Raw genomic sequence first — 17,894 nt, forward strand, 5'->3', positions numbered from 1 at the left:
CGCGTGCCGAGATCGTTCTGGAGGAATCTCCCTTGTTCAGCGCCATCGCGCGGGTTTTCCGCACGCCCGACCTGAGGCGGAAGATCGCCTTCACGCTGGGCATCATCGCCATCTACCGGCTGGGTGCCCACGTGCCGACGCCCTTCGTCGACTTCCCGAACGTTCAGCAGTGTCTGAACCAGTCGGGTGGTACCGAGGGTCTGCTCTCCCTGGTCAACCTGTTCTCCGGTGGCGCTCTGCTGCAGCTGTCGATCTTCGCCCTCGGGGTGATGCCGTACATCACGGCGACCATCATCGTGCAGCTGCTGCGCGTGGTCATCCCGCACTTCGAGACCCTCTACAAAGAGGGCCAGGCGGGTCAGGCCAAGCTCACGCAGTACACCCGCTACCTCACGATCGCGCTCGCTCTTCTGCAGTCGACGACGCTCGTCACGGTGGCGCGCTCGGGCCAGCTCTTCGGCTCCGCCGGTGTGCCCGAGTGCCAGCAGCTCCTCACCAACGACATCTGGTGGGCGCAGCTGCTCATGATCATCACGATGACCGCCGGCACCGGCCTGGTCATGTGGTTCGCCGAGCTCGTCACCGAGCGCGGCGTCGGCAACGGCATGTCGATCCTCATCTTCACCTCGATCGCCGCCACGTTCCCCGGCGCGATGATCTCGATCCTCAACGCCCGCGGCGTCGAGGTCTTCCTCCTCGTGCTCGCCGTCAGCATCGTGATCGTCGCCCTCGTGGTGTTCGTCGAACAGTCGCAGCGTCGAATCCCGGTGCAGTACGCCAAACGCATGGTCGGACGCCGCACCTACGGCGGCACGAACACGTACATCCCGATCAAGGTCAACATGGCCGGTGTCGTGCCGGTTATCTTCGCCTCGTCGTTGCTGTACATCCCGGCGCTCATCGCCCAGTTCAACCAGCCGCAGGCGGGCCAGGAGCCGGCCCCGTGGGTGACCTGGATCTCCCAGTACCTGACGCGTGGCGACCACCCGCTGTACATGCTCGTGTACTTCCTCCTGATCATCGGCTTCGCGTACTTCTACGTGGCGATCACGTTCAACCCGGTCGACGTCGCCGACAACATGAAGAAGTACGGCGGGTTCATCCCGGGCATCCGCGCCGGTCGCCCCACCGCCGAGTACCTCGACTACGTGCTCACCCGCATCACGCTGCCGGGCTCGATCTACCTCGGTCTGATCGCGCTGCTGCCTCTGGTGGCGCTGGCCACGGTAGGCGCCAACCAGAACTTCCCCTTCGGCGGAGCCTCGATCCTCATCATCGTGGGTGTCGGCCTCGAGACGGTGAAGCAGATCGACGCGCAGCTTCAGCAGCGCCACTACGAAGGGCTGCTGCGATGACCGCTCGCCTTCTGATCGTCGGGCCGCAGGGCTCGGGCAAGGGAACCCAGGGCGTCCGCGTCGGCGACGCCCTCGGCATCCCGGTCGTCTCCACGGGTGACGTGTTCCGCGCCAACGTCAAGGACGGCACGGAGCTCGGCCTACAGGTGAAGTCCATCATCGATGGGGGCGACCTCGTTCCCGACGAGCTGACCAGCGCCGTCGTACGCGACCGTCTGGCGCAGGACGACGCCGCCGAGGGATTCCTCCTCGACGGGTACCCCCGCAACCTCGCGCAGGTCATGCACCTCGACGAGTTCCTCGAGGGCCGCGGCGAGTCCCTCGATGCCGTGATCGCGCTCGTGGTGCCCCGAGAGGAGTCGCTGTCGCGTCTCACCGCCCGCGCCGCCGAGCAGGGCCGCGCCGACGACACCGAAGAGGCGATCGCGACCCGTCTGGGGATCTACGAGCGCGAGACGGCCCCCATTCTCGATGTCTACGGCACGCGCGGCATCGTGGACGAGATCGACGGGGTGGGCAGCCTCGACGAGGTCACGGCCCGGATCTTCGCTGCTCTCGAAGCGCGCGGCATCGCCGCGACACCGGCCGCCTGACGTGGGGTTGCGCTCCTCGATCTACAAGAAGCCCGCGCAGCTGCGGTCGATGGTCGAACCCGGACTCATCACCGCCGATGCACTGGATGCCGTCCGCGCACTGATCGCGCCGGGCGTCACGACGCTCGAGCTCGATGCGGCGGCGTCCGCGCTGATCACGGCGCGCGGAGCGGTGTCCAACTTCCAGATGGTGCGCGGCTATCGGCACACCATCTGCGCCTCCGTGAACGAGGAGGTGGTCCACGGCATCCCGAACGATCGTCCTCTGCAGGCGGGTGACATCCTCTCGATCGACGCGGGAGCGGAGTTCCGCGGATGGAACGGCGATTCCGCTTTCACGATGATCGTGCCGGGAGAGGCGCCCGAAGAACTCGTGGCACCGCGTCGGCGACTGTCCGAGGTGACCGAGGGATCGCTGTGGGCGGGGATCGCGGCGCTCAGCCGCGCCAGCCACCTCGCCGAGGTCGGTGCGGCCATCGAGCAGTACATCCAGGAGCACGCGCCCGCGGGGGGCTACGGCATCCTGCGCGATTACGTGGGTCACGGCATCGGCCGCAAGATGCACGAGTCGCCGAGCATCTTCAACTACGCGGTTCCGGACCGCGGACCCGAGGTGCGCCCCGGCCTGGCCGTCGCGATCGAGCCCATGGTCGTCATCGGCGACCAGGAGACGTTCACCGAGGACGATGGGTGGACCGTTTCGACCGTCGACGGCACGGCCGGCTCCCATTGGGAACATAGTGTCGCCGTGCATGATGGAGGCATCTGGGTCCTCACCGCGCATGACGGCGGTGCCGAGAAACTGGCGCCGTTCGGTGTGGTGCCGAAGGAGATCGACTGATGATGATGGCCGCCGCGCGGAAGACCACCAACTGGTTCGCGATCGGGGTGACCGCCGCCGCTCTGGTCGTGGTCCTGATCGTCGGGGGAGTGGTGTGGTTCGCCAACAGCCAGGCGACCTCGCCCGGCACGCTGCCGCAGGCCTCCGCGGTCGACACCGAGACCGGTGCGATCTCCGTCGGATCGGGTGAGAAGACCGTCGACACCTACATCGACTTCATGTGCCCCGTGTGCAACTCGTTCGAGCAGGCGTACGGCCCGACCCTGCAACAGCTCGTCGACGACAGCACGATCACGCTGAAGATCCACCCGATCGCCATCCTCGACCGTCTCTCGCAGGGCACCCAGTACTCGACGCGTGCGGCCAACGCCGCGTACTGCGTCGCGGTGGACAACTCCGCGAACATCCCGGCGTTCGTGAAGGCGCTCTACGCCCAGCAGCCCAAGGAGAACACCGCGGGCCTCGATGACGCGACCCTCGCCTCGATCGCGACGTCAGCGGGAGCATCGGATGCCGTGTCCTCTTGCATCACGTCGGGCACGTACACCAAGTTCGTGACGGCGATGACGCAGAAGACCCCGTTGCAGCCGAACGCGACCAGTGTGGCCACGCCGACGATCGCCGTCAACGGCACCGTCCTGCAGAACCAGACCGACCTGTCCGGCGACCCGCAGAAGGACATCGTCGCCCGCCTCAACGGCTGACGACACTCCCGGCGAGTTGCCGGGTCAGGCGATACCACGTATGCTTGATCTTTGGTGCGTTGCGCCTTCATTGGCGTGTCGAAGCACCGAATCCCCATCCACCGCAGACCGGCCGGTCTGCAACTGAGCGTGAGCGAGTTTATGGCGAAGAAAGACGGTGTCATCGAGATCGAGGGCACGGTGTCCGAAGCACTGCCCAACGCGATGTTCCGTGTCGAGCTGACGAACGGGCACAAAGTGCTCGCGACCATCTCGGGCAAGATGCGGCAGAACTACATCCGCATCATCCCGGAGGACCGCGTCGTCGTCGAACTGAGCCCCTACGACCTCACCCGTGGTCGTATCGTCTACCGCTACCGCTGAGTCCGGCCGAGAAGTAACGAGCCGCTTCCGCGGTCTCGAAGACAGCGAAATCAGGAACATCATGAAGGTCAACCCCTCCGTCAAGCCCATCTGCGACCACTGCAAGGTGATCCGTCGTCACGGGCGCGTGATGGTGATCTGCAAGAGCAACCCGCGCCACAAGCAGCGCCAGGGCTGAGCTTCCAGCTCGACACCTTTTCCAACTGAATACACAACGGCAGGATCAGATCCCGTCCGCGAAGGCGGATGGGGGACACCTCGGGTCGGAGGCCCGAGCACCGATCCTGCTCCACACCTCCACGACACTCTGAGGAGAGCCGCATGGCACGTCTCGCCGGCGTCGACATCCCGCGCGACAAGCGCGTGGTGATCGCACTTACTTACATCTACGGCGTGGGTCGCACCCGCTCCGTCGAGATCCTGAACGCAACGGACATCAGCCAGGACATCCGCGTCAAGGACCTCACCGACGACCAGCTGGTCGCTCTGCGCGACCACATCGAAGGCACCTACAAGGTGGAGGGTGACCTCCGTCGCGAGGTCGCCGCCGACATCCGCCGCAAGGTCGAGATCGGTTCCTACGAGGGCCTGCGCCACCGCCGCGGCCTCCCGGTGCGCGGTCAGCGCACGAAGACGAACGCGCGTACCCGCAAGGGTCCCAAGCGCACCGTCGCCGGCAAGAAGAAGGCGCGCTAAGCCGCGGGCTGAGCGTCAGGATTCAGGAGAACGCACATGGCACAGGCCAAGTCCGCCGCGCGCAAGCCGCGCCGCAAGGAAAAGAAGAACATCGCCGTGGGTCAGGCCCACATCAAGTCGACGTTCAACAACACCATCGTTTCGATCACCGACCCCTCGGGTGCCGTCATCAGCTGGGCTTCGTCCGGCGGTGTCGGGTTCAAGGGCTCGCGCAAGTCGACGCCCTACGCCGCCGGCATGGCCGCGGAGTCGGCCGCTCGCCAGGCGCAGGAGCACGGCGTCAAGAAGGTCGACGTCTTCGTGAAGGGTCCGGGTTCGGGTCGTGAGACCGCGATCCGTTCGCTCACCGCGGCCGGCCTCGAGGTCGGCTCGATCCAGGACGTGACGCCGCAGGCCCACAACGGCTGCCGTCCGCCCAAGCGTCGCCGCGTCTGATGCGTTTCGTTCCCGGGGAGTGCTCGTCACTCCCCGGGAACGCCGCGCTCCCGCGCGATTCAGACTTCCGGATGCCCCGAGCGACCGTCGAGGTCACTTGGCATCCCGCGAGTACAACTCAACACCTCACCCCATTACACGTGTCATATAGCGGGCACGTGATCGAAAGGAACACATAGTGCTCATCGCACAGCGTCCCACTCTGACCGAGGAGAAGATCGGGGAGTTCCGCAGCCGTTTCGTCATCGAGCCGCTGGAGCCCGGCTTCGGTTACACGATCGGCAACGCGCTGCGTCGCAGCCTCCTGTCGTCGATCCCCGGCGCGGCCGTCACGAGCATCCGCATCGACGGCGTCCTGCACGAGTTCAGCACCATCCCGGGCGTGAAGGAAGACGTCACCGAGATCATCCTGAACATTAAGCAGCTGGTCGTCTCGAGCGAGCGCGACGAGCCCATCACGGCGTACCTGCGCAAGACCGGCGCCGGTGAGGTCACCGCCGCCGACATCTCCGCTCCCGCGGGTGTCGAGGTGCACAACCCCGAGTTGGTCATCGCGACGCTCAACGACACCGCCAAGTTCGAGCTCGAACTGACGATCGAGCGTGGCCGCGGCTACGTCTCGGCGACCCAGAACCGCAATGAGTACGCCGAGGCCGGTCAGATCCCGATCGACTCGATCTACTCGCCCGTGCTCAAGGTCAGCTACCGCGTCGACGCCACCCGTGCGGGTGAGCGCACCGACTTCGACAAGCTGGTGCTGGACGTCGAGTCGAAGGCCTCCATCGCCCCGCGCGATGCCGTGGCCTCCGCCGGTCGTACCCTCGTCGAGCTCTTCGGCCTCGCCCGCGAGCTGAACGTCGAGGCCGAGGGCATCGAGATCGGCCCCGCGCCGGTCGAGACCGTCCTCTCGAACGAGCTGTCGATGCCGATCGAAGACCTCGATCTGTCGGTCCGCTCGTACAACTGCCTCAAGCGCGAGGGAATCAACACCGTTTCGGAGCTGGTCGCCCTTTCCGAGACGCAGCTGATGAACATCCGCAACTTCGGTCAGAAGTCGGTCGACGAGGTGCGCGACAAGCTCACCTCCCTCGGCCTGTCGCTCAAGGACTCGGTGCCCGGTTTCGACGGCGCCCAGTTCTACAGCGGCTACGACGAAGAAACCGTCTGACCCCGTCGGACCCGACCGAACCTTCTCCTGGAGTAATAAGACATGCCCAAGCCCACGAAGGGTCCCCGCCTCGGAGGCGGCCCGGCCCACGAGCGTCTGCTTCTCGCGAACCTCGCGGCAGCCCTCTACACGCACAAGTCGATCAAGACGACCGAGACGAAGGCCAAGCGCCTCCGCCCGCTCGCTGAGCGCCTCATCACCTTCGCCAAGCGTGGCGACCTCCACGCGCGTCGTCGCGTGCTGAGCGTCATCGGCGACAAAGAGGTCGTGCACACCCTCTTCACCGAGATCGCGCCCCTGGTGGCCGAGCGTGACGGCGGCTACACCCGCATCACCAAGGTCGGCAACCGCAAGGGCGACAACGCCCCCATGGCCGTGATCGAGCTCGTGCTCGAGCCCGTCGCGAAGAAGGCGTCGAACAAGGCCGCTGCGGCCCCCGCCGCCGCTGCCGCCCCGGCCGCCGCCGAGGAGCCCACCGCCGACGAGACCGCTGCTGAGGAGACCTCGAACGACGAGGCCGCCGAGGCCGGCGCCGAGTCGCCCGAGGAGGGCGCTGCCGCCGAGGCCGCCGCCGACGACGCCGTCCAGGACGACGCCAAGGCCTGAGCCTTCTCGCTCGTACGAGGCCCCCACCCGATCAGGGTGGGGGCTTCGTCGTTGTCGCCCGCTCGCGTTCGCGAGCGCCCCTCGGCGCTCGTAGGCTGGAGGCGTGCGCATCCGTCTCGACATCGCCTACGACGGCTCGCATTTCCGTGGCTGGGCCCGCCAGCCCGGGCTGCGCACGGTGCAGGGCGATCTCGAGACCGCGCTCGAGCGCATCGTCGGGGGCTCACCGCGACTGATCGTGGCCGGGCGCACCGATGCAGGTGTGCACGCGAGCGGGCAGGTCGCGCATCTCGACCTCGACGAGGAGCAGGCGGCCCGTCTGCCCCGCCGCAGGCGTGACAACGACGAGGGGGATGCCGTCGCCTCCCTCGCCGGCCGCGTGCGGGGAGTCCTCGGTGCGTATCCCGACGTGACGGTGAGTCGCACCTCGATCGCCCCCGAAGGGTTCGACGCACGATTCTCGGCCGTCTGGCGCCGGTACAGCTACCGTCTGGCCGACGCGACGACCGGCTACGACCCCCTCGACCGGCTGCGGACGACGACACTGCGAAGCACGCTCGACGTCGAGGCGATGGATGCCGCCGCGGGGCGCTTGATCGGACTTCACGACTTCGCCGCGTACTGCAAAGCGCGCGAGGAGGCCACGACGATCCGGACCCTGCTCGAATACGACTGGCGGCGCGGTGACGACGGTGTGCTGGTCGCCAACGTGCGCGCGGACGCGTTCTGCCACAGCATGGTGCGCGCCCTCGTCGGCGCGTGCGTCGCCGTGGGGGAGGGGCGGATCGGAGTCGACGACGTCGTCGCCATCCGGGACGCGCGCCTGCGCATTCCAGAGACCAAGGTGCTGGCAGCCCGCGGTCTCGTGCTTGCCGAGGTCGGCTACCCCGCCGATGACCTACTCGCCGCGCGGGCCGAGCAGACGCGCAACCGTCGCGACGCCGACGACGCGGCATCCTGAATCCGCCTCGGGCGGCGTGAGCGCAACCCTCGCCCCGCTCTTCGACGCCGGTCGTATGCTGTGTGGGCCATGAAGGTCATCTCGTACAACCTCAACAAGCACCGCGCCGCCGGTGAGCTCGTCGCCCTCGTCGACACGCACGAGGTCGACGTGCTCTGCCTGCAGGAGTGCGACTCCACCGACATCCCCGAGCACATCGGTGGTCTCCGGCTCGCGGAGGCGACTCAGCGCAACCGCCTGGGTCTCGCCGTCTATTACCGCGAGAACACCTTCCGCGCCGAAGAGGTCCGTGCCATCGGGCTGAAGAAGTCCCTGCACGACTACGTCCTCAAGCCCGCGGAGGAGCGCATGCTGGGCGTGCGGTTGCGCGACATCGACGGCGGGCGCGACGTCATCGTCGCGTCGTTCCACGCGGCGCCGCTGACCGCGCTCAACTCCCTGCGCCGCCACCAGATCCGCACCGCTCTGGCCGAGTTGCAGAACCTCGGCCCCGGTCTGCCCGCGCTGATGGTGGGCGACTACAACTACCCGGTGTTCAAAGAGAACCTGGGGCAGAAAGTGCGAGACCAGGGGTACGAGCTCACCCTCAGCGATGCCCGCACGTACACCCGCTACCGCTTCTTCCGGGGCCACTACGACTTCGCGACGTCGATCGGGTTCGACATCGCGCACATCAAGACGCTGCCCCAGGGGCTCAGCGACCACCTGCCCATCCTCATCACCGCAGAGGTGACGCAGGGCCACAGCTTCGCGGCGTCGTGAACCGGTACGGCGATGAATCCCGCGCCGCCGGCGCCGACGAGGCCAGCACCTGTGGTCGGCGGTACCCGCCTCCACGCCACCTACACTGGGGGGAAAGGTCCGGGGGAGGATTCATGCGTCTCGTAGCGCGTCGCCGCAGAGCGGTTTTCGTCACGGCCGTGGCGGTGACGGCCGTCCTCGGTCTCACCGGGTGCGGAGCTCCTCCGTGGGCTCAGGGTGGCGGTCAAGCGCCCGTGTCCGCGTCGCCCACGGCCACGATGACGACGGCCCCGCAGCCCGTCCGCAACGACCTGTCGAGCGGGTCCACGCAACGTTCGCTCACGGCAGGATCCGTCGCCGCCACGGTGAACTACTGGTCCACGCTCTCGATGGACCGCTGGACGGCGACAGCTCTCAAGCCCGTCAACCTCTCGATGGAGACGACGGTGACGCCCAACGACGGGCAGAAGGTGTACCTGCAGCGGGCAACGATGACGGCGGTACCGGGCAACGCGTCGCAGTCGTTCGCGGCGCTCTCGCCCCAGAGCGACCAGACGGATGCTCCGGGTTACCTGGTCCTCTCGCCGTACAGCTACTCGCAGACGTTCAACGTCGGAGAGGTTCCGGCGGAGGCGACATTCGTCACCCTTCAGTTCACCTTCGAGTTCTTGGTTCAGACCACCCCCACGTCGAACGAGTTCGCGAAGCAGACGGCCAGCGATTCGCTCACCGTGGCGATCGCGGGTGGCGGAGACGCCGGCACCGGCGGCTGATCAGGCTCTGACGCGCTCCCACCGGTCGCCGCCGTGGCGCGTCGCCTCCCCGGCCGCCGCGTCCGCTGCGGCGATGAGCGAGGTCAGATCGTAACCGCCGGTCGCCGCCGGAACCCATCCGACGCTCGCGGAGAGCTGGATGTCGATGAAGGCGGAGACGTCGAGTTCGGTGACCCGGCGGAGGACGGAGCGCACGTGCTCGCGGAGTACCGAGTCCGGACGGGAGACGACGACCACCACGCGGCCGCGGATCTCCCGGCCCAAGTCCGCCTCGGCGGGAAAGGTATCGGCCACGATCGCCTCGAACTGCGCGACCAGGCTGAGCCAACCGCTCTCGCCCGCAGCACTGCGCAGCTGGGCGGGGTCGTCGAGGCGGACGCTCAAGACGGCCCACGATTCCTCGTGCGCGCGCTCCGCGCGAGACAGGCGGTCGGTGGCGGTGACGACGAAGTGCGGCCAGCTCGATGCCGCGCGTCGGCCACTCGGGGAGACCGAGGTGAAATACAGCAGTGAGACCGTGGCGCACACGAGGAAGATCAGCATCCCCAGCCCGTTGAGGACTCGCGGCAGCTCGAGATCGCCCAGCGTCGTGGGCGCGGCGAGCCCCGAGATGAGCGTCCCGACCCCCAGCGCCACGAAGGCGGCCGAGACGACCGTCAGGGGGAGCGCCAAGCGTTCAAGGCGGTCGGCGGCGAGACGCAACTCCCACACGGTGAGACCCGCGAAGACCGAGGAGCCGACGAACGCCAAGCGGAACACCAGACCGTAGGCGCTGAGATCGGTGACGAGGACGAACACGAGCGCCGTCGCCACGGCCTGGGCGGCCCCGACCCAGGGAAGGGCGCGCGCCCCGCGACGCGCACGGAAGCCCGACCAGATGAGGGCGGGGGCCCCCAGCATGAGACCGAGGCCGGCGCGACGGACGGTCTCGTCCTCGAGGATCGCCCCGGTGACCGAGACCCAGGTGCTCGACATCGCCAACACGAACGCCAGCGACCACAGCAGCGCGGATCGGGAGGGACGGTGCAAGAAGCCCAACCCGATGATCATCACGGTCCCGAGGGTCGCGACCGTCGCCTGCGCCAAACCGAGATTGGACAGGACGTCCGACGGCATCAGGCGGCTCCGGCTTCGGCGCGGGCGGGCAGGATCACCGTGACCGTCGTGCCTGCGCCCAGCTCGCTCTCGAGGAAGAGCGAACCGCCCTGATCCTCGACGATGCTGCGGATGATGCCCATTCCGAGCCCGGTCCCGGGTGTGGGGCTCTCGCGGACGGACTGCGCGCGGAAATACGGATCGAAGACGCGCTCGAGGTCATCGGGGTGGATGCCGATCCCCGTGTCCGCGAAGTTCAGGATCACGTCCTCCTCCGAGACCTCGCCCGAGATGCGGATCGTTCCCCCCGCCGGGGTGTACTTGATGGCATTGCTCAGGATGTTGTCGAACGCCTGGCGGAGACGGAAGGCGTCTCCTCCGACCTCGGCCGATTCCGGCAGATCGTCCACGACGCTCACCCGACGCGCTGCGGCCGCGGGGCGGAACGACGCCAGCGACGACGCGATGATCCGACTCGCGTCGGCGGCGACGGGGGAGGAGGTTTCGCGGAACACACCTCGAGACGTCGCGAGGATCTCGGAGATGAGCTTCTGCATCCGCTCGCCGGCGCCAGCGATCACCTCGAGCTGCTCCCGGACCTTGGGGGACAGGTTCGGATCGTCGAGGGCGAGATCCGCGTGTCCGATGATCGCCGTCAGCGGGTTGCGCAGCTCGTGGGACACCGTGGCGGCGAGGCGTTCACGGGCGCGCTCCGACTCGATCAGTGCGGTGATGTCGTGCACGATCAGCAGCGTGCTCTCGGGCTCGTCTGAGGAGATGAGTCGTCGGGTCGAGGCGGACAGGGCGTGCCACTCCCCGTGCGGATCGAACAGCCACACACGCTCGTCGTCGAACTGCTCGCCCCGCGACGCGCGCGCGAAGGGTCGCTCCGCCTCGGGCAGGGGCTCGCCCCTCAGCGTCGCGTATTCGACAGCCGACCCGGGGCGCTGCGGTTCGTCGCGCTCGACCCCGTAGAGGGCGACGTAGGTGTCGTTCAGGGCGAGCACCTCGCCGTCCACCGACAGGCGCGCGATGCCGGTGTCGAGCCCGTTCAGCATCTGCGAGACGCGCCGTTCCTGACCGGACACGCGCTGGAGAGTTCCCTGCAGACGGCTGGCCTGCCGTCGCAGCAGCTGCTTGAACGCCCTCGTCTGCCGGGCCGAGAGGAACGACGTGATGGCGATGAAGGCGAGCGACAGGAGGACGACGATCAGTCGGAGCGCCGTCACCGGGCCGGACGCGTGCACCGTGGCATCTACGACGATGATGACGCCGACCGCGCTGATCGCCGAGATCAGGTAGACGAGGGTGAAGTGGGTGGCGATCCAGATGATGGGGAAGACCCAGAAGAAACCGAAGCGGAGGTCGGTTCCGAAGCTCAGCAGACCGATGCCGATGATGTCGCCGAACGGGATCGCGGCGACCGCCGACCGAGGCAACTTCTGCCAGGGCACCACGATGGCGATCGCCGTGAGCGCGATGATGACGCCCACACCGGACGAGAACGGCCACAGCGAGAAGAGGGAGGGCTCGAGAGCCTGGACCAGCAGCACCGTGATGACCACACTCGCGCCCAGCACCAACTGCAGGAGCCACACCGAACGCGTGCGACTGCCCGGATTCGTCGTGTCGTCGTCGGGAATGCCCTCCGGAGGAACCGCCGGGGGGACGCTCCTCAAGGATGCCATTCTCCGAGTGTATAGAGAGTGGTGTAGTCTTCTGCGCGCCATCCTGTCTCTGCTCGCCGCGCGTGATCCCGATCGCGTCGCCCGGTCAGACTCCCCCTGAGGCCTGCATCCTGCAGCGTGATGGTCGATCATCGACCTCTCGCGCGTTTCGCGCTCGTTCCTCAGGAGATACCTGTGAGCATGCCCTCTCGCCGTCGTGCACGCGTAGCCGCAACCGCCGTCGCCCTCGCCCTCGTCGTCCCGACGATGCTGTCCGGCTGCAGCCAGATCGCCGACGCCATCGGACAATTCCCCGGACAGGCCGGAAGCAACGCCTCCGTGGTCGTCCCCACACCCGTGCCGCAGTCGTCGGCGGGCACGAAGCCCTTCGACTCGCAGTTCACCTACGACGGGTCCGTGCGTCTGACGTCGGAAGTCGCGGACGGCCTCGAGCTGCGCCTCGACGTCTGGGCGGTCGATCCCAAGCGGACGATGGAGTGGACCGCGACCAACGAGAAGCAGCTCGGGTTCGCGGTCAACATCGTCGACAACCGCGTGGACGAGAAGGCCGTCCTCGCCCAGAAGCGTCGCGTCTACGTCTCGTCCATCTCGATCACTTCGCAGACCGCGCAGACCAGCGGCCAGGTGTCGAGTCCCTTCCAGTTCAGCGCCGACCCGCGGACCCTGGTTCCCTCCGACACCCTGCGCTCCGACCGGGGACTGCTTCTGAACAGCTTCCAGGGTGGTCTTCTCGTGCCGACCACCTCGATCCGGCAGCTTCCGACGGACACCTACGGCATCACCTTGGAGTTCGCGCTGAACGTCGCCGTCGAGGGAACGGCCAACACCGACACCTCGTTCAGCCAGCAGACCGTCTACCAGTACCTCCCGATCGCGATCTTCGCCGACGAGGGACAGTCCACGAACGGGCAGAGCACGGGCACATCGAGCACGAACGGACGCGCGCCCGGCTGGGGACAGACGACCAACCAGGGCTGACCCTACGCGTCGGACTCAGTCGCTTCCGGACTGCGTCCGACGCGGTCGCGACCGCCGGCTCTCCATGAGCCACGAGAGGTCGTCGACGTCTCTGAGCAGATGGTGCTCGAAGGCGAGATCGGGGACGTCGTCGTAATCGATCGACGGCATCCGGCGCGCGAAGGCGTTGCGCAGCGACTCCTCGACCCCGGCTGCGTCCGTCGCCGCGGGGGCGACGACGAACACCGTGTCGCGCGCCGGCATCCCGGTGACGGCACCGGGCACCGCATCCATCGCGGCGTCGGCCACGGTGCGCAGCATCGTCTCTCCCCGCTCGCCGCTGTGGGCGGCGCGGATCAGGTCGATCTCGGGGACGCGGACGAGGGTCGCGCGGATGATGGCGTGCTCCGAGAGCAGGCGACTGGTCTCACGGCGGAGGGCTCCCCGCGCGAAGGCCCGCGTTCCGGGCGCGGGGTCGTCGTCGAGCTGCCGACCGACCCAGACGGCGCCCACGGAGACCAGGGCGATCGCGACCGCGCTCACGGCCGCCGTGGTCTCAGCCGATACCGGCCCGGGCCGAAGCAGCGGTCCCATGCCGAAGGCGGCGGCGACGGTGAGGCGGGCGAGGTTGTAGGCGGCGTAGAGGCTCAACGTCCAGGAGAGGAGCCGGGCCCCGCCCAGCTGCCCGACCGGTGGGCGCGCGCATTCCAGCGCGCACAGCGCCGAGAACACGACGAGACCGGCCGTCTTGAGGAGAGTCGCGTCGTCCAGGGGGACGAGGAAGGTCAGGCCGAAGAGGAGGATGCCGCCGGCGCCCGTGCTCACGGCGCCGATCGCACGTCGACCGTTCAATCGACGTGCGCCGGCCCACAGCAGTCCGACCGCCACGATGTTGGTCGCGTTCCCGGCGGCCGCGGCGGCGACCGAGTCCCACGCGGTCTCCATGACGTTCATCGCCCCGCACACGAGGGCGGCGATCGCCGACATACCGAAGTACCGGACCATGTCGGCGCGTTCTCCGCCCCGATCGTCGTCGGGTCGACCGTGGGCCAGGAAGAGCATCGTGAGGGCGACTCCCGCGGCGGCGATGGATGCCAGCAGGGCGAGGACGATCACGGACGGACGTCTCCTTCGGGTGCCGCCGCAATCTTGAGCAAATCTTGCGGCGACGGTGGTCGTGTACAGCGGTCGTCTTGCGGCGAACCTATCAGAGTAGGACTCGGCCGATACGCCGCGAGAACCGACAGGAAGACACCGCCATGACTGATGCGCGCAGCTTCACCCCCCACACGAGGGACTTCGACATGCACCAGGGTGCGCTCGAGGCCGCGGGTGAGCACGGTTTCGCCGACGACTTCGCGGCCGTGCTGGAGAACACCTCCGTGCACCGGTCCACCATCGGCTGCGTCATCCCGGCCTACAACGAGGAGGAGTCGATCGCGGACGTGATCGAGGCCCTCCTCGCTCAGACCCGTGTGCCCGACGTCATCCACGTTGTCGTGAACAACACCTCGGATGCCACGGTGAAGATCGCGTCGGAGTTCAGCGGACCGCACGAGCTGCACACCGAACTCGGCGAGCAGTTCACCGAGGTCTTCGTGCACGACATCGGGAAGAACCCCGACAAGAAGGTCGGCGCGCTCAACTACGGCTACTCGCTCGTCGAGGGGTACGACTACCTCCTCGGCGTCGACGGTGACACCATCGCCGACTCCAAGGCCGTCGAGTACCTCGAGACCGAGGCGATCTCGGACTCGCGCATCGGTGGTATCTCGGCGATCTACACGATCGACGACAAGCCCATCAAGGGTCTCGTCGCGCGGTTCCTCACCGCGGGTCAGCGCACGCAGTTCGCGGCGTTCAACCTGCAGAACATGCTCCGCGGCCGAAACATGGCCGTGCTCGGTGGGCAGTTCTCGATCTTCTCGACGAACGCCCTGCGCGACGCGATGAAGCAGAACCACCAGTCCACCCCCTGGGTGAAGGACTCCGAGGTCGAGGACTCGCTGCTGTCCCTGCAGATCAAGAGCGCGGGCTACCTCACGAAGATCAGCCCGTACGCCCGCGCCGACGTGGGCGGCATGACCACCCTCTCCGGCTACGACGCCCAGCAGGTGAAGTGGACCTACGGTGCCATCGAGCTGATGTGGCCGGGCCAGCGCGGTGATACGAAGGGCCAGCCGTTCCACCCCAACCTGCGCCTGCGCTGGTTCGAGAACTTCGGCATGCTCACGAACCTCTTCGTCCGCGTGGCCTTCCTCACGTTGCTGGCGGGTTCGCTCTCGATCGGCGCCTTCGTGTTCTCGCCGCTGTGGCTCATCCCGCCGGTGATCGCGATGCTGCTTAACCTGCGCATCGCCCGCACGATGAAGAACGTCGATCGCACGGACGTGCTCTTCGCCGTCCTGTTCTTCCCTGCCGAGATCTTCATGTGGATCCGCATCAGCCACTTCGTGCGCTCCTGGACCCGATTCCTCTCGCGCAAGAAGGTCGACAACTGGGCCATGCAGGCCAAGGCCGAACGCGGTGGCGGTCTCGGCCACTGGACCCCGATGGTCGTGCTGGTCGCCGTCGCGATCGCGCTCGCCGTGATCTGGGTGATGGTCGGTCCGATGGTGCAGTCGTCGATCCTGTGGATCGGTTGGCCGATCGTCGGCGTCGTGACCGTCCTCCAGACGCTCCTCATGTTCTCCAAGCTCGTCCGTCGCCACCACGGGTTCAAGGTCTGACGGACACCCGGTCTGATACGCCCGAACGCATCAGAGAAAACGGATGCCTCGGCCCTGGGGAGGGTCGAGGCATCCGTTGTATGCGCGGAGCGTCAGGGCGTCGCGAGCAGCTCGGAGGTGAGCCGGTAGCCCACTCCGCGAACGGTCTCGATGTAGCGCGGGTTCGCGGGGTTGTCGCCGAGCTTGCGACGCAGGTTCGTCATGTGCGCCTCGATCGCGCGCTTGTCCGCCTCGCCGACGAAATAGCTCGTGACGTAGGACTCCCCGCGGAGCACGAGGGTGAGATCGGCCTTGCTGCGGACGCGTCGCTTCGATTCCATGAGGGTCGCGAGAAGGTCGAACTCGGTCCGCGTGAGCTCCAGCTCTTCCCCACCGACCCGGACGAGCCGGCTGTCGGGGTCGAGGAGCAGGTCGCGGTGCGCGACCCAGGCGCCGCCGGTCGGAGTGAGCTCTCCCGGTGCCGACCGCGGGACGACCTCTCCGCCCGGAGCGGCCTGTCGAGGCTCCGGTCCCTGCGACGACGGGACGATGACGGCCGCCGTGGGACCGGTGGCGGCGGGCTGCACGCTGGGGACCTCGGAGCGGCCCGCCGGGAAGGACGGGCCGACGCTGTCCTGGCGCGGTGCCGACGAGACGGCCGACTCTCCGCCCCGGGGGCGACGCAGCAGCGCCTCGATGCGCGCGCGCAGCTCGCGCGGGCGGAAGGGCTTCACGACGTATTCGTCGGCGCCGGCGCCGAGACCGAGGACCACGTCGGCCTCTTCTTCGAGACCGGTGAGCATGATGATGTAGGTGTCACTCTGCTGGCGGATCCGGCGCGCGGCTTCGAAGCCGTCGATGCCGGGCATGTTCACGTCCAGCGTGGTGATGAGCGGTTGATAGGCGATGACCGCGCGCACCCCGTCGATCCCGTTGCCGACGGACACGGTGGAGAAGCCCGCTGATTCGAGCACCTCGACCAGCAGGTGGCGGATATCGGGATCGTCTTCCACGATCACGGCTGTCTTCAGCATCTCGGTGCTGTCGCTCATGTCACCCACTCTTCCGGCTTCGCACGGGACCGTGCCCGCGTTCTCCCCCGAGTCGCGGTGTCGCAGCGCGACGAGCGCAATTTTGACACACTTCCCGGCACGGTCGCGGTCGACCCCTGGGTCAGCGCTGTTCGCGGGTCAATTCCGCCGCTGCGGCCGGCCACCATGCGCCGGCGACGGGACCCCCGTTGCATTCGCCGTCGCTCTCACCGGCCGGCTTGATCCACAGGTTGGTGTCGACCACTCCATCGCCGTAGGAGCCGCCGGGGCTGCCGACCAGGCGGTCCGAGGGGTTGCACCACTCCGACCCGGCGGGGCCTGCGCCGTTGCGCGAAGTGTCGACGACCGCGTGAGTTCCGCCGAGAAGGTCGGACAGCTCGTGGGCGTAGGCGAACTCCGCGGCGGTGTCCTGGTAGTTCGAGACGTTCAGGGCCACGCCTCGGACGTCGGGGAGGACTCCCATCGCCTGGATCAGGCTCGCCATCTCGGCGGCGGGATGCCACGCGGAGTGGCCGCCGTCGACGTAGATCCAGGTGTTCGTTCCACGGATGTTCTGAACCGCCTGCTGCAGATAGCCCGCGCGATCGCTCACCGACCCGCACGAGGAGGACAGGGCGATGGAGTCCGGCTCGAGCACGACGATCTTCTGGATGTCGGAGGCGTTGCGGAGGGCGTCGCCGATGCGCTTGGTCCACTGCGCGTACGACGCGGGGTCGAGGCCCCCCGCGGAATGATTGCCGCAATCGCGGTCCGGGAGTCCGTACACCGCGACCGAGATGGATGCCTTCTGGTCTCGCGCCTCGGCCGCGAGGTGAGCGATTCGGTCCCACACCTCATCGATGGGGTCGAGCTCGGGCGTCAGCCAGTACGTGGTGGGCTGCGTGGAGAGCCACTGCGCGGCCGCGACCTGGTCGGTGTCGCCCTCTCCCGAGCGTGCGGCCTGCGCGGCCTTCGACTCGTCCGGCGCGACAATCCGGGTGCCGACCGCCGGCGGCTTCGCCGACAGCGTCTGGAAGAGGTTCGTGACCAGGCTCCCGACGACGCCGATTCCGGCGATGAGAGCGACGACGGCGACGATCGCGCCGGCGACGATGAGCGCGCGCGGGACCCGCCGTCGGGGCCGCCTCGGCCGGGGTGATCTCGCCACGTTCAGGACTC

The 17,894-nt window shown here is 67.8% G+C and carries 20 protein-coding genes; 15 read left to right on the top strand and 5 right to left on the bottom strand.

The features are described from left to right. Positions 1 to 32 precede the first annotated feature (32 nt). The 13 genes from secY (at position 33) to BLS25_RS13515 (ending at position 9,236) form a co-directional block, all read left to right on the top strand. Positions 33 to 1,355 (top strand): preprotein translocase subunit SecY, encoded by a 1,323-nt coding sequence (secY, locus tag BLS25_RS13455; protein WP_056226277.1) that lies wholly within the window; start codon positions 33 to 35, stop codon positions 1,353 to 1,355. Next, entirely contained in the window at positions 1,352 to 1,948 is a 597-nt protein-coding gene (locus tag BLS25_RS13460; RefSeq protein WP_056226282.1) for an adenylate kinase, read from the top strand. Before secY ends, BLS25_RS13460 begins: the two co-directional genes overlap by 4 nt. 1 nt (position 1,949) lies before the next feature. Next, on the top strand, positions 1,950 to 2,789 hold the full coding sequence (gene map, locus BLS25_RS13465) for a type I methionyl aminopeptidase (protein WP_074696431.1): 840 nt from the start codon (positions 1,950 to 1,952) through the stop codon (positions 2,787 to 2,789). Beyond that, on the top strand, positions 2,789 to 3,493 hold the full coding sequence (locus tag BLS25_RS13470; RefSeq protein ID WP_056226285.1) for a DsbA family protein: 705 nt from the start codon (positions 2,789 to 2,791) through the stop codon (positions 3,491 to 3,493). The genes map and BLS25_RS13470 overlap by 1 nt, the downstream gene beginning before the upstream one ends. Positions 3,494 to 3,634: 141 nt before the next feature. Continuing rightward, on the top strand, positions 3,635 to 3,856 hold the full coding sequence (gene infA / locus BLS25_RS13475; RefSeq protein ID WP_013583992.1) for a translation initiation factor IF-1: 222 nt from the start codon (positions 3,635 to 3,637) through the stop codon (positions 3,854 to 3,856). A 61-nt stretch (positions 3,857 to 3,917) separates the two neighbouring features. Then, positions 3,918 to 4,034 (top strand): 50S ribosomal protein L36, encoded by a 117-nt coding sequence (gene rpmJ, locus BLS25_RS13480; protein ID WP_005050492.1) that lies wholly within the window; start codon positions 3,918 to 3,920, stop codon positions 4,032 to 4,034. 143 nt (positions 4,035 to 4,177) lie between these two features. Beyond that, positions 4,178 to 4,552, top strand: coding sequence for a 30S ribosomal protein S13 (rpsM, locus tag BLS25_RS13485; RefSeq protein WP_056226287.1), 375 nt, complete (start codon positions 4,178 to 4,180; stop codon positions 4,550 to 4,552). 36 nt (positions 4,553 to 4,588) lie between these two features. Next, positions 4,589 to 4,987 (top strand): 30S ribosomal protein S11, encoded by a 399-nt coding sequence (gene rpsK / locus BLS25_RS13490; protein WP_013583990.1) that lies wholly within the window; start codon positions 4,589 to 4,591, stop codon positions 4,985 to 4,987. A 178-nt stretch (positions 4,988 to 5,165) separates the two neighbouring features. Further along, on the top strand, positions 5,166 to 6,155 hold the full coding sequence (locus BLS25_RS13495) for a DNA-directed RNA polymerase subunit alpha (protein WP_056226291.1): 990 nt from the start codon (positions 5,166 to 5,168) through the stop codon (positions 6,153 to 6,155). Between the two features lie 42 nt (positions 6,156 to 6,197). Then, complete coding sequence (gene rplQ, locus BLS25_RS13500; protein ID WP_056226294.1) at positions 6,198 to 6,761, top strand: 50S ribosomal protein L17; 564 nt, start codon at positions 6,198 to 6,200, stop codon at positions 6,759 to 6,761. A 103-nt stretch (positions 6,762 to 6,864) separates the two neighbouring features. Beyond that, entirely contained in the window at positions 6,865 to 7,722 is an 858-nt protein-coding gene (gene truA, locus BLS25_RS13505) for a tRNA pseudouridine(38-40) synthase TruA (protein WP_056226297.1), read from the top strand. A gap of 69 nt (positions 7,723 to 7,791) precedes the next feature. Further along, complete coding sequence (locus BLS25_RS13510; protein ID WP_074696433.1) at positions 7,792 to 8,484, top strand: endonuclease/exonuclease/phosphatase family protein; 693 nt, start codon at positions 7,792 to 7,794, stop codon at positions 8,482 to 8,484. Positions 8,485 to 8,597: 113 nt separating this feature from the next. Further along, positions 8,598 to 9,236: a hypothetical protein gene (locus BLS25_RS13515; protein ID WP_074696435.1), complete on the top strand. Its 639-nt coding sequence runs from the start codon at positions 8,598 to 8,600 to the stop codon at positions 9,234 to 9,236. Here the strand turns inward: BLS25_RS13515 and BLS25_RS13520 are convergent, their stop codons facing one another. Both BLS25_RS13520 and BLS25_RS13525 read right to left on the bottom strand, forming a co-directional pair. Further along, positions 9,237 to 10,352: a hypothetical protein gene (locus BLS25_RS13520; protein WP_056226306.1), complete on the bottom strand. Its 1,116-nt coding sequence runs from the start codon at positions 10,350 to 10,352 to the stop codon at positions 9,237 to 9,239. It abuts the gene before it with no gap. After that, positions 10,352 to 12,019 (bottom strand): sensor histidine kinase, encoded by a 1,668-nt coding sequence (locus tag BLS25_RS13525; RefSeq protein ID WP_081349851.1) that lies wholly within the window; start codon positions 12,017 to 12,019, stop codon positions 10,352 to 10,354. Before BLS25_RS13525 ends, BLS25_RS13520 begins: the two co-directional genes overlap by 1 nt. Before the next feature lie 180 nt (positions 12,020 to 12,199). Here BLS25_RS13525 and BLS25_RS13530 point away from each other — a divergent pair, with 180 nt between their 5' ends. Beyond that, complete coding sequence (locus BLS25_RS13530) at positions 12,200 to 12,997, top strand: hypothetical protein (protein WP_056228290.1); 798 nt, start codon at positions 12,200 to 12,202, stop codon at positions 12,995 to 12,997. 15 nt (positions 12,998 to 13,012) lie between these two features. Here the strand turns inward: BLS25_RS13530 and BLS25_RS13535 are convergent, their stop codons facing one another. Beyond that, complete coding sequence (locus tag BLS25_RS13535; RefSeq protein ID WP_056226309.1) at positions 13,013 to 14,092, bottom strand: hypothetical protein; 1,080 nt, start codon at positions 14,090 to 14,092, stop codon at positions 13,013 to 13,015. Between the two features lie 143 nt (positions 14,093 to 14,235). On the opposite strand from BLS25_RS13535, the gene BLS25_RS13540 reads away from it, so the two are divergent. Beyond that, positions 14,236 to 15,705 carry a glycosyltransferase family 2 protein gene (locus BLS25_RS13540; protein ID WP_056226312.1) on the top strand — a complete coding sequence of 490 codons (1,470 nt, stop codon included), beginning with the start codon at positions 14,236 to 14,238 and terminating at the stop codon, positions 15,703 to 15,705. 92 nt (positions 15,706 to 15,797) lie between these two features. Here the strand turns inward: BLS25_RS13540 and BLS25_RS13545 are convergent, their stop codons facing one another. Next, the gene (locus BLS25_RS13545; protein ID WP_176786377.1) at positions 15,798 to 16,736 is read right to left on the bottom strand and encodes a response regulator transcription factor; all 939 of its coding nucleotides are present in this window, start codon (positions 16,734 to 16,736) and stop codon (positions 15,798 to 15,800) included. A gap of 121 nt (positions 16,737 to 16,857) precedes the next feature. Then, positions 16,858 to 17,883 (bottom strand): glycoside hydrolase family 6 protein, encoded by a 1,026-nt coding sequence (locus tag BLS25_RS13550; RefSeq protein WP_074696439.1) that lies wholly within the window; start codon positions 17,881 to 17,883, stop codon positions 16,858 to 16,860. Positions 17,884 to 17,894: the final 11 nt, after the last annotated feature.

The organism is Microbacterium testaceum StLB037 (genome assembly GCF_900104345.1).
GTDB lineage: Bacteria > Actinomycetota > Actinomycetes > Actinomycetales > Microbacteriaceae > Microbacterium > Microbacterium testaceum_A.

Coding starts and splice junctions, on each gene's coding strand:
- BLS25_RS13510 (WP_074696433.1), top strand. CDS start 7,792: ATGAAGGTCATCTCGTACAACCTCAACAAGCACCGCGCCGCCGGTGAG.
- rpsM (WP_056226287.1), top strand. CDS start 4,178: ATGGCACGTCTCGCCGGCGTCGACATCCCGCGCGACAAGCGCGTGGTG.
- BLS25_RS13540 (WP_056226312.1), top strand. CDS start 14,236: ATGACTGATGCGCGCAGCTTCACCCCCCACACGAGGGACTTCGACATG.
- BLS25_RS13545 (WP_176786377.1), bottom strand. CDS start 16,736: ATGAGCGACAGCACCGAGATGCTGAAGACAGCCGTGATCGTGGAAGAC.
- BLS25_RS13515 (WP_074696435.1), top strand. CDS start 8,598: ATGCGTCTCGTAGCGCGTCGCCGCAGAGCGGTTTTCGTCACGGCCGTG.
- BLS25_RS13520 (WP_056226306.1), bottom strand. CDS start 10,352: ATGCCGTCGGACGTCCTGTCCAATCTCGGTTTGGCGCAGGCGACGGTC.
- rplQ (WP_056226294.1), top strand. CDS start 6,198: ATGCCCAAGCCCACGAAGGGTCCCCGCCTCGGAGGCGGCCCGGCCCAC.
- infA (WP_013583992.1), top strand. CDS start 3,635: ATGGCGAAGAAAGACGGTGTCATCGAGATCGAGGGCACGGTGTCCGAA.
- BLS25_RS13530 (WP_056228290.1), top strand. CDS start 12,200: ATGCCCTCTCGCCGTCGTGCACGCGTAGCCGCAACCGCCGTCGCCCTC.
- rpsK (WP_013583990.1), top strand. CDS start 4,589: ATGGCACAGGCCAAGTCCGCCGCGCGCAAGCCGCGCCGCAAGGAAAAG.
- BLS25_RS13460 (WP_056226282.1), top strand. CDS start 1,352: ATGACCGCTCGCCTTCTGATCGTCGGGCCGCAGGGCTCGGGCAAGGGA.
- BLS25_RS13470 (WP_056226285.1), top strand. CDS start 2,789: ATGATGATGGCCGCCGCGCGGAAGACCACCAACTGGTTCGCGATCGGG.
- BLS25_RS13525 (WP_081349851.1), bottom strand. CDS start 12,019: ATGGCATCCTTGAGGAGCGTCCCCCCGGCGGTTCCTCCGGAGGGCATT.
- rpmJ (WP_005050492.1), top strand. CDS start 3,918: ATGAAGGTCAACCCCTCCGTCAAGCCCATCTGCGACCACTGCAAGGTG.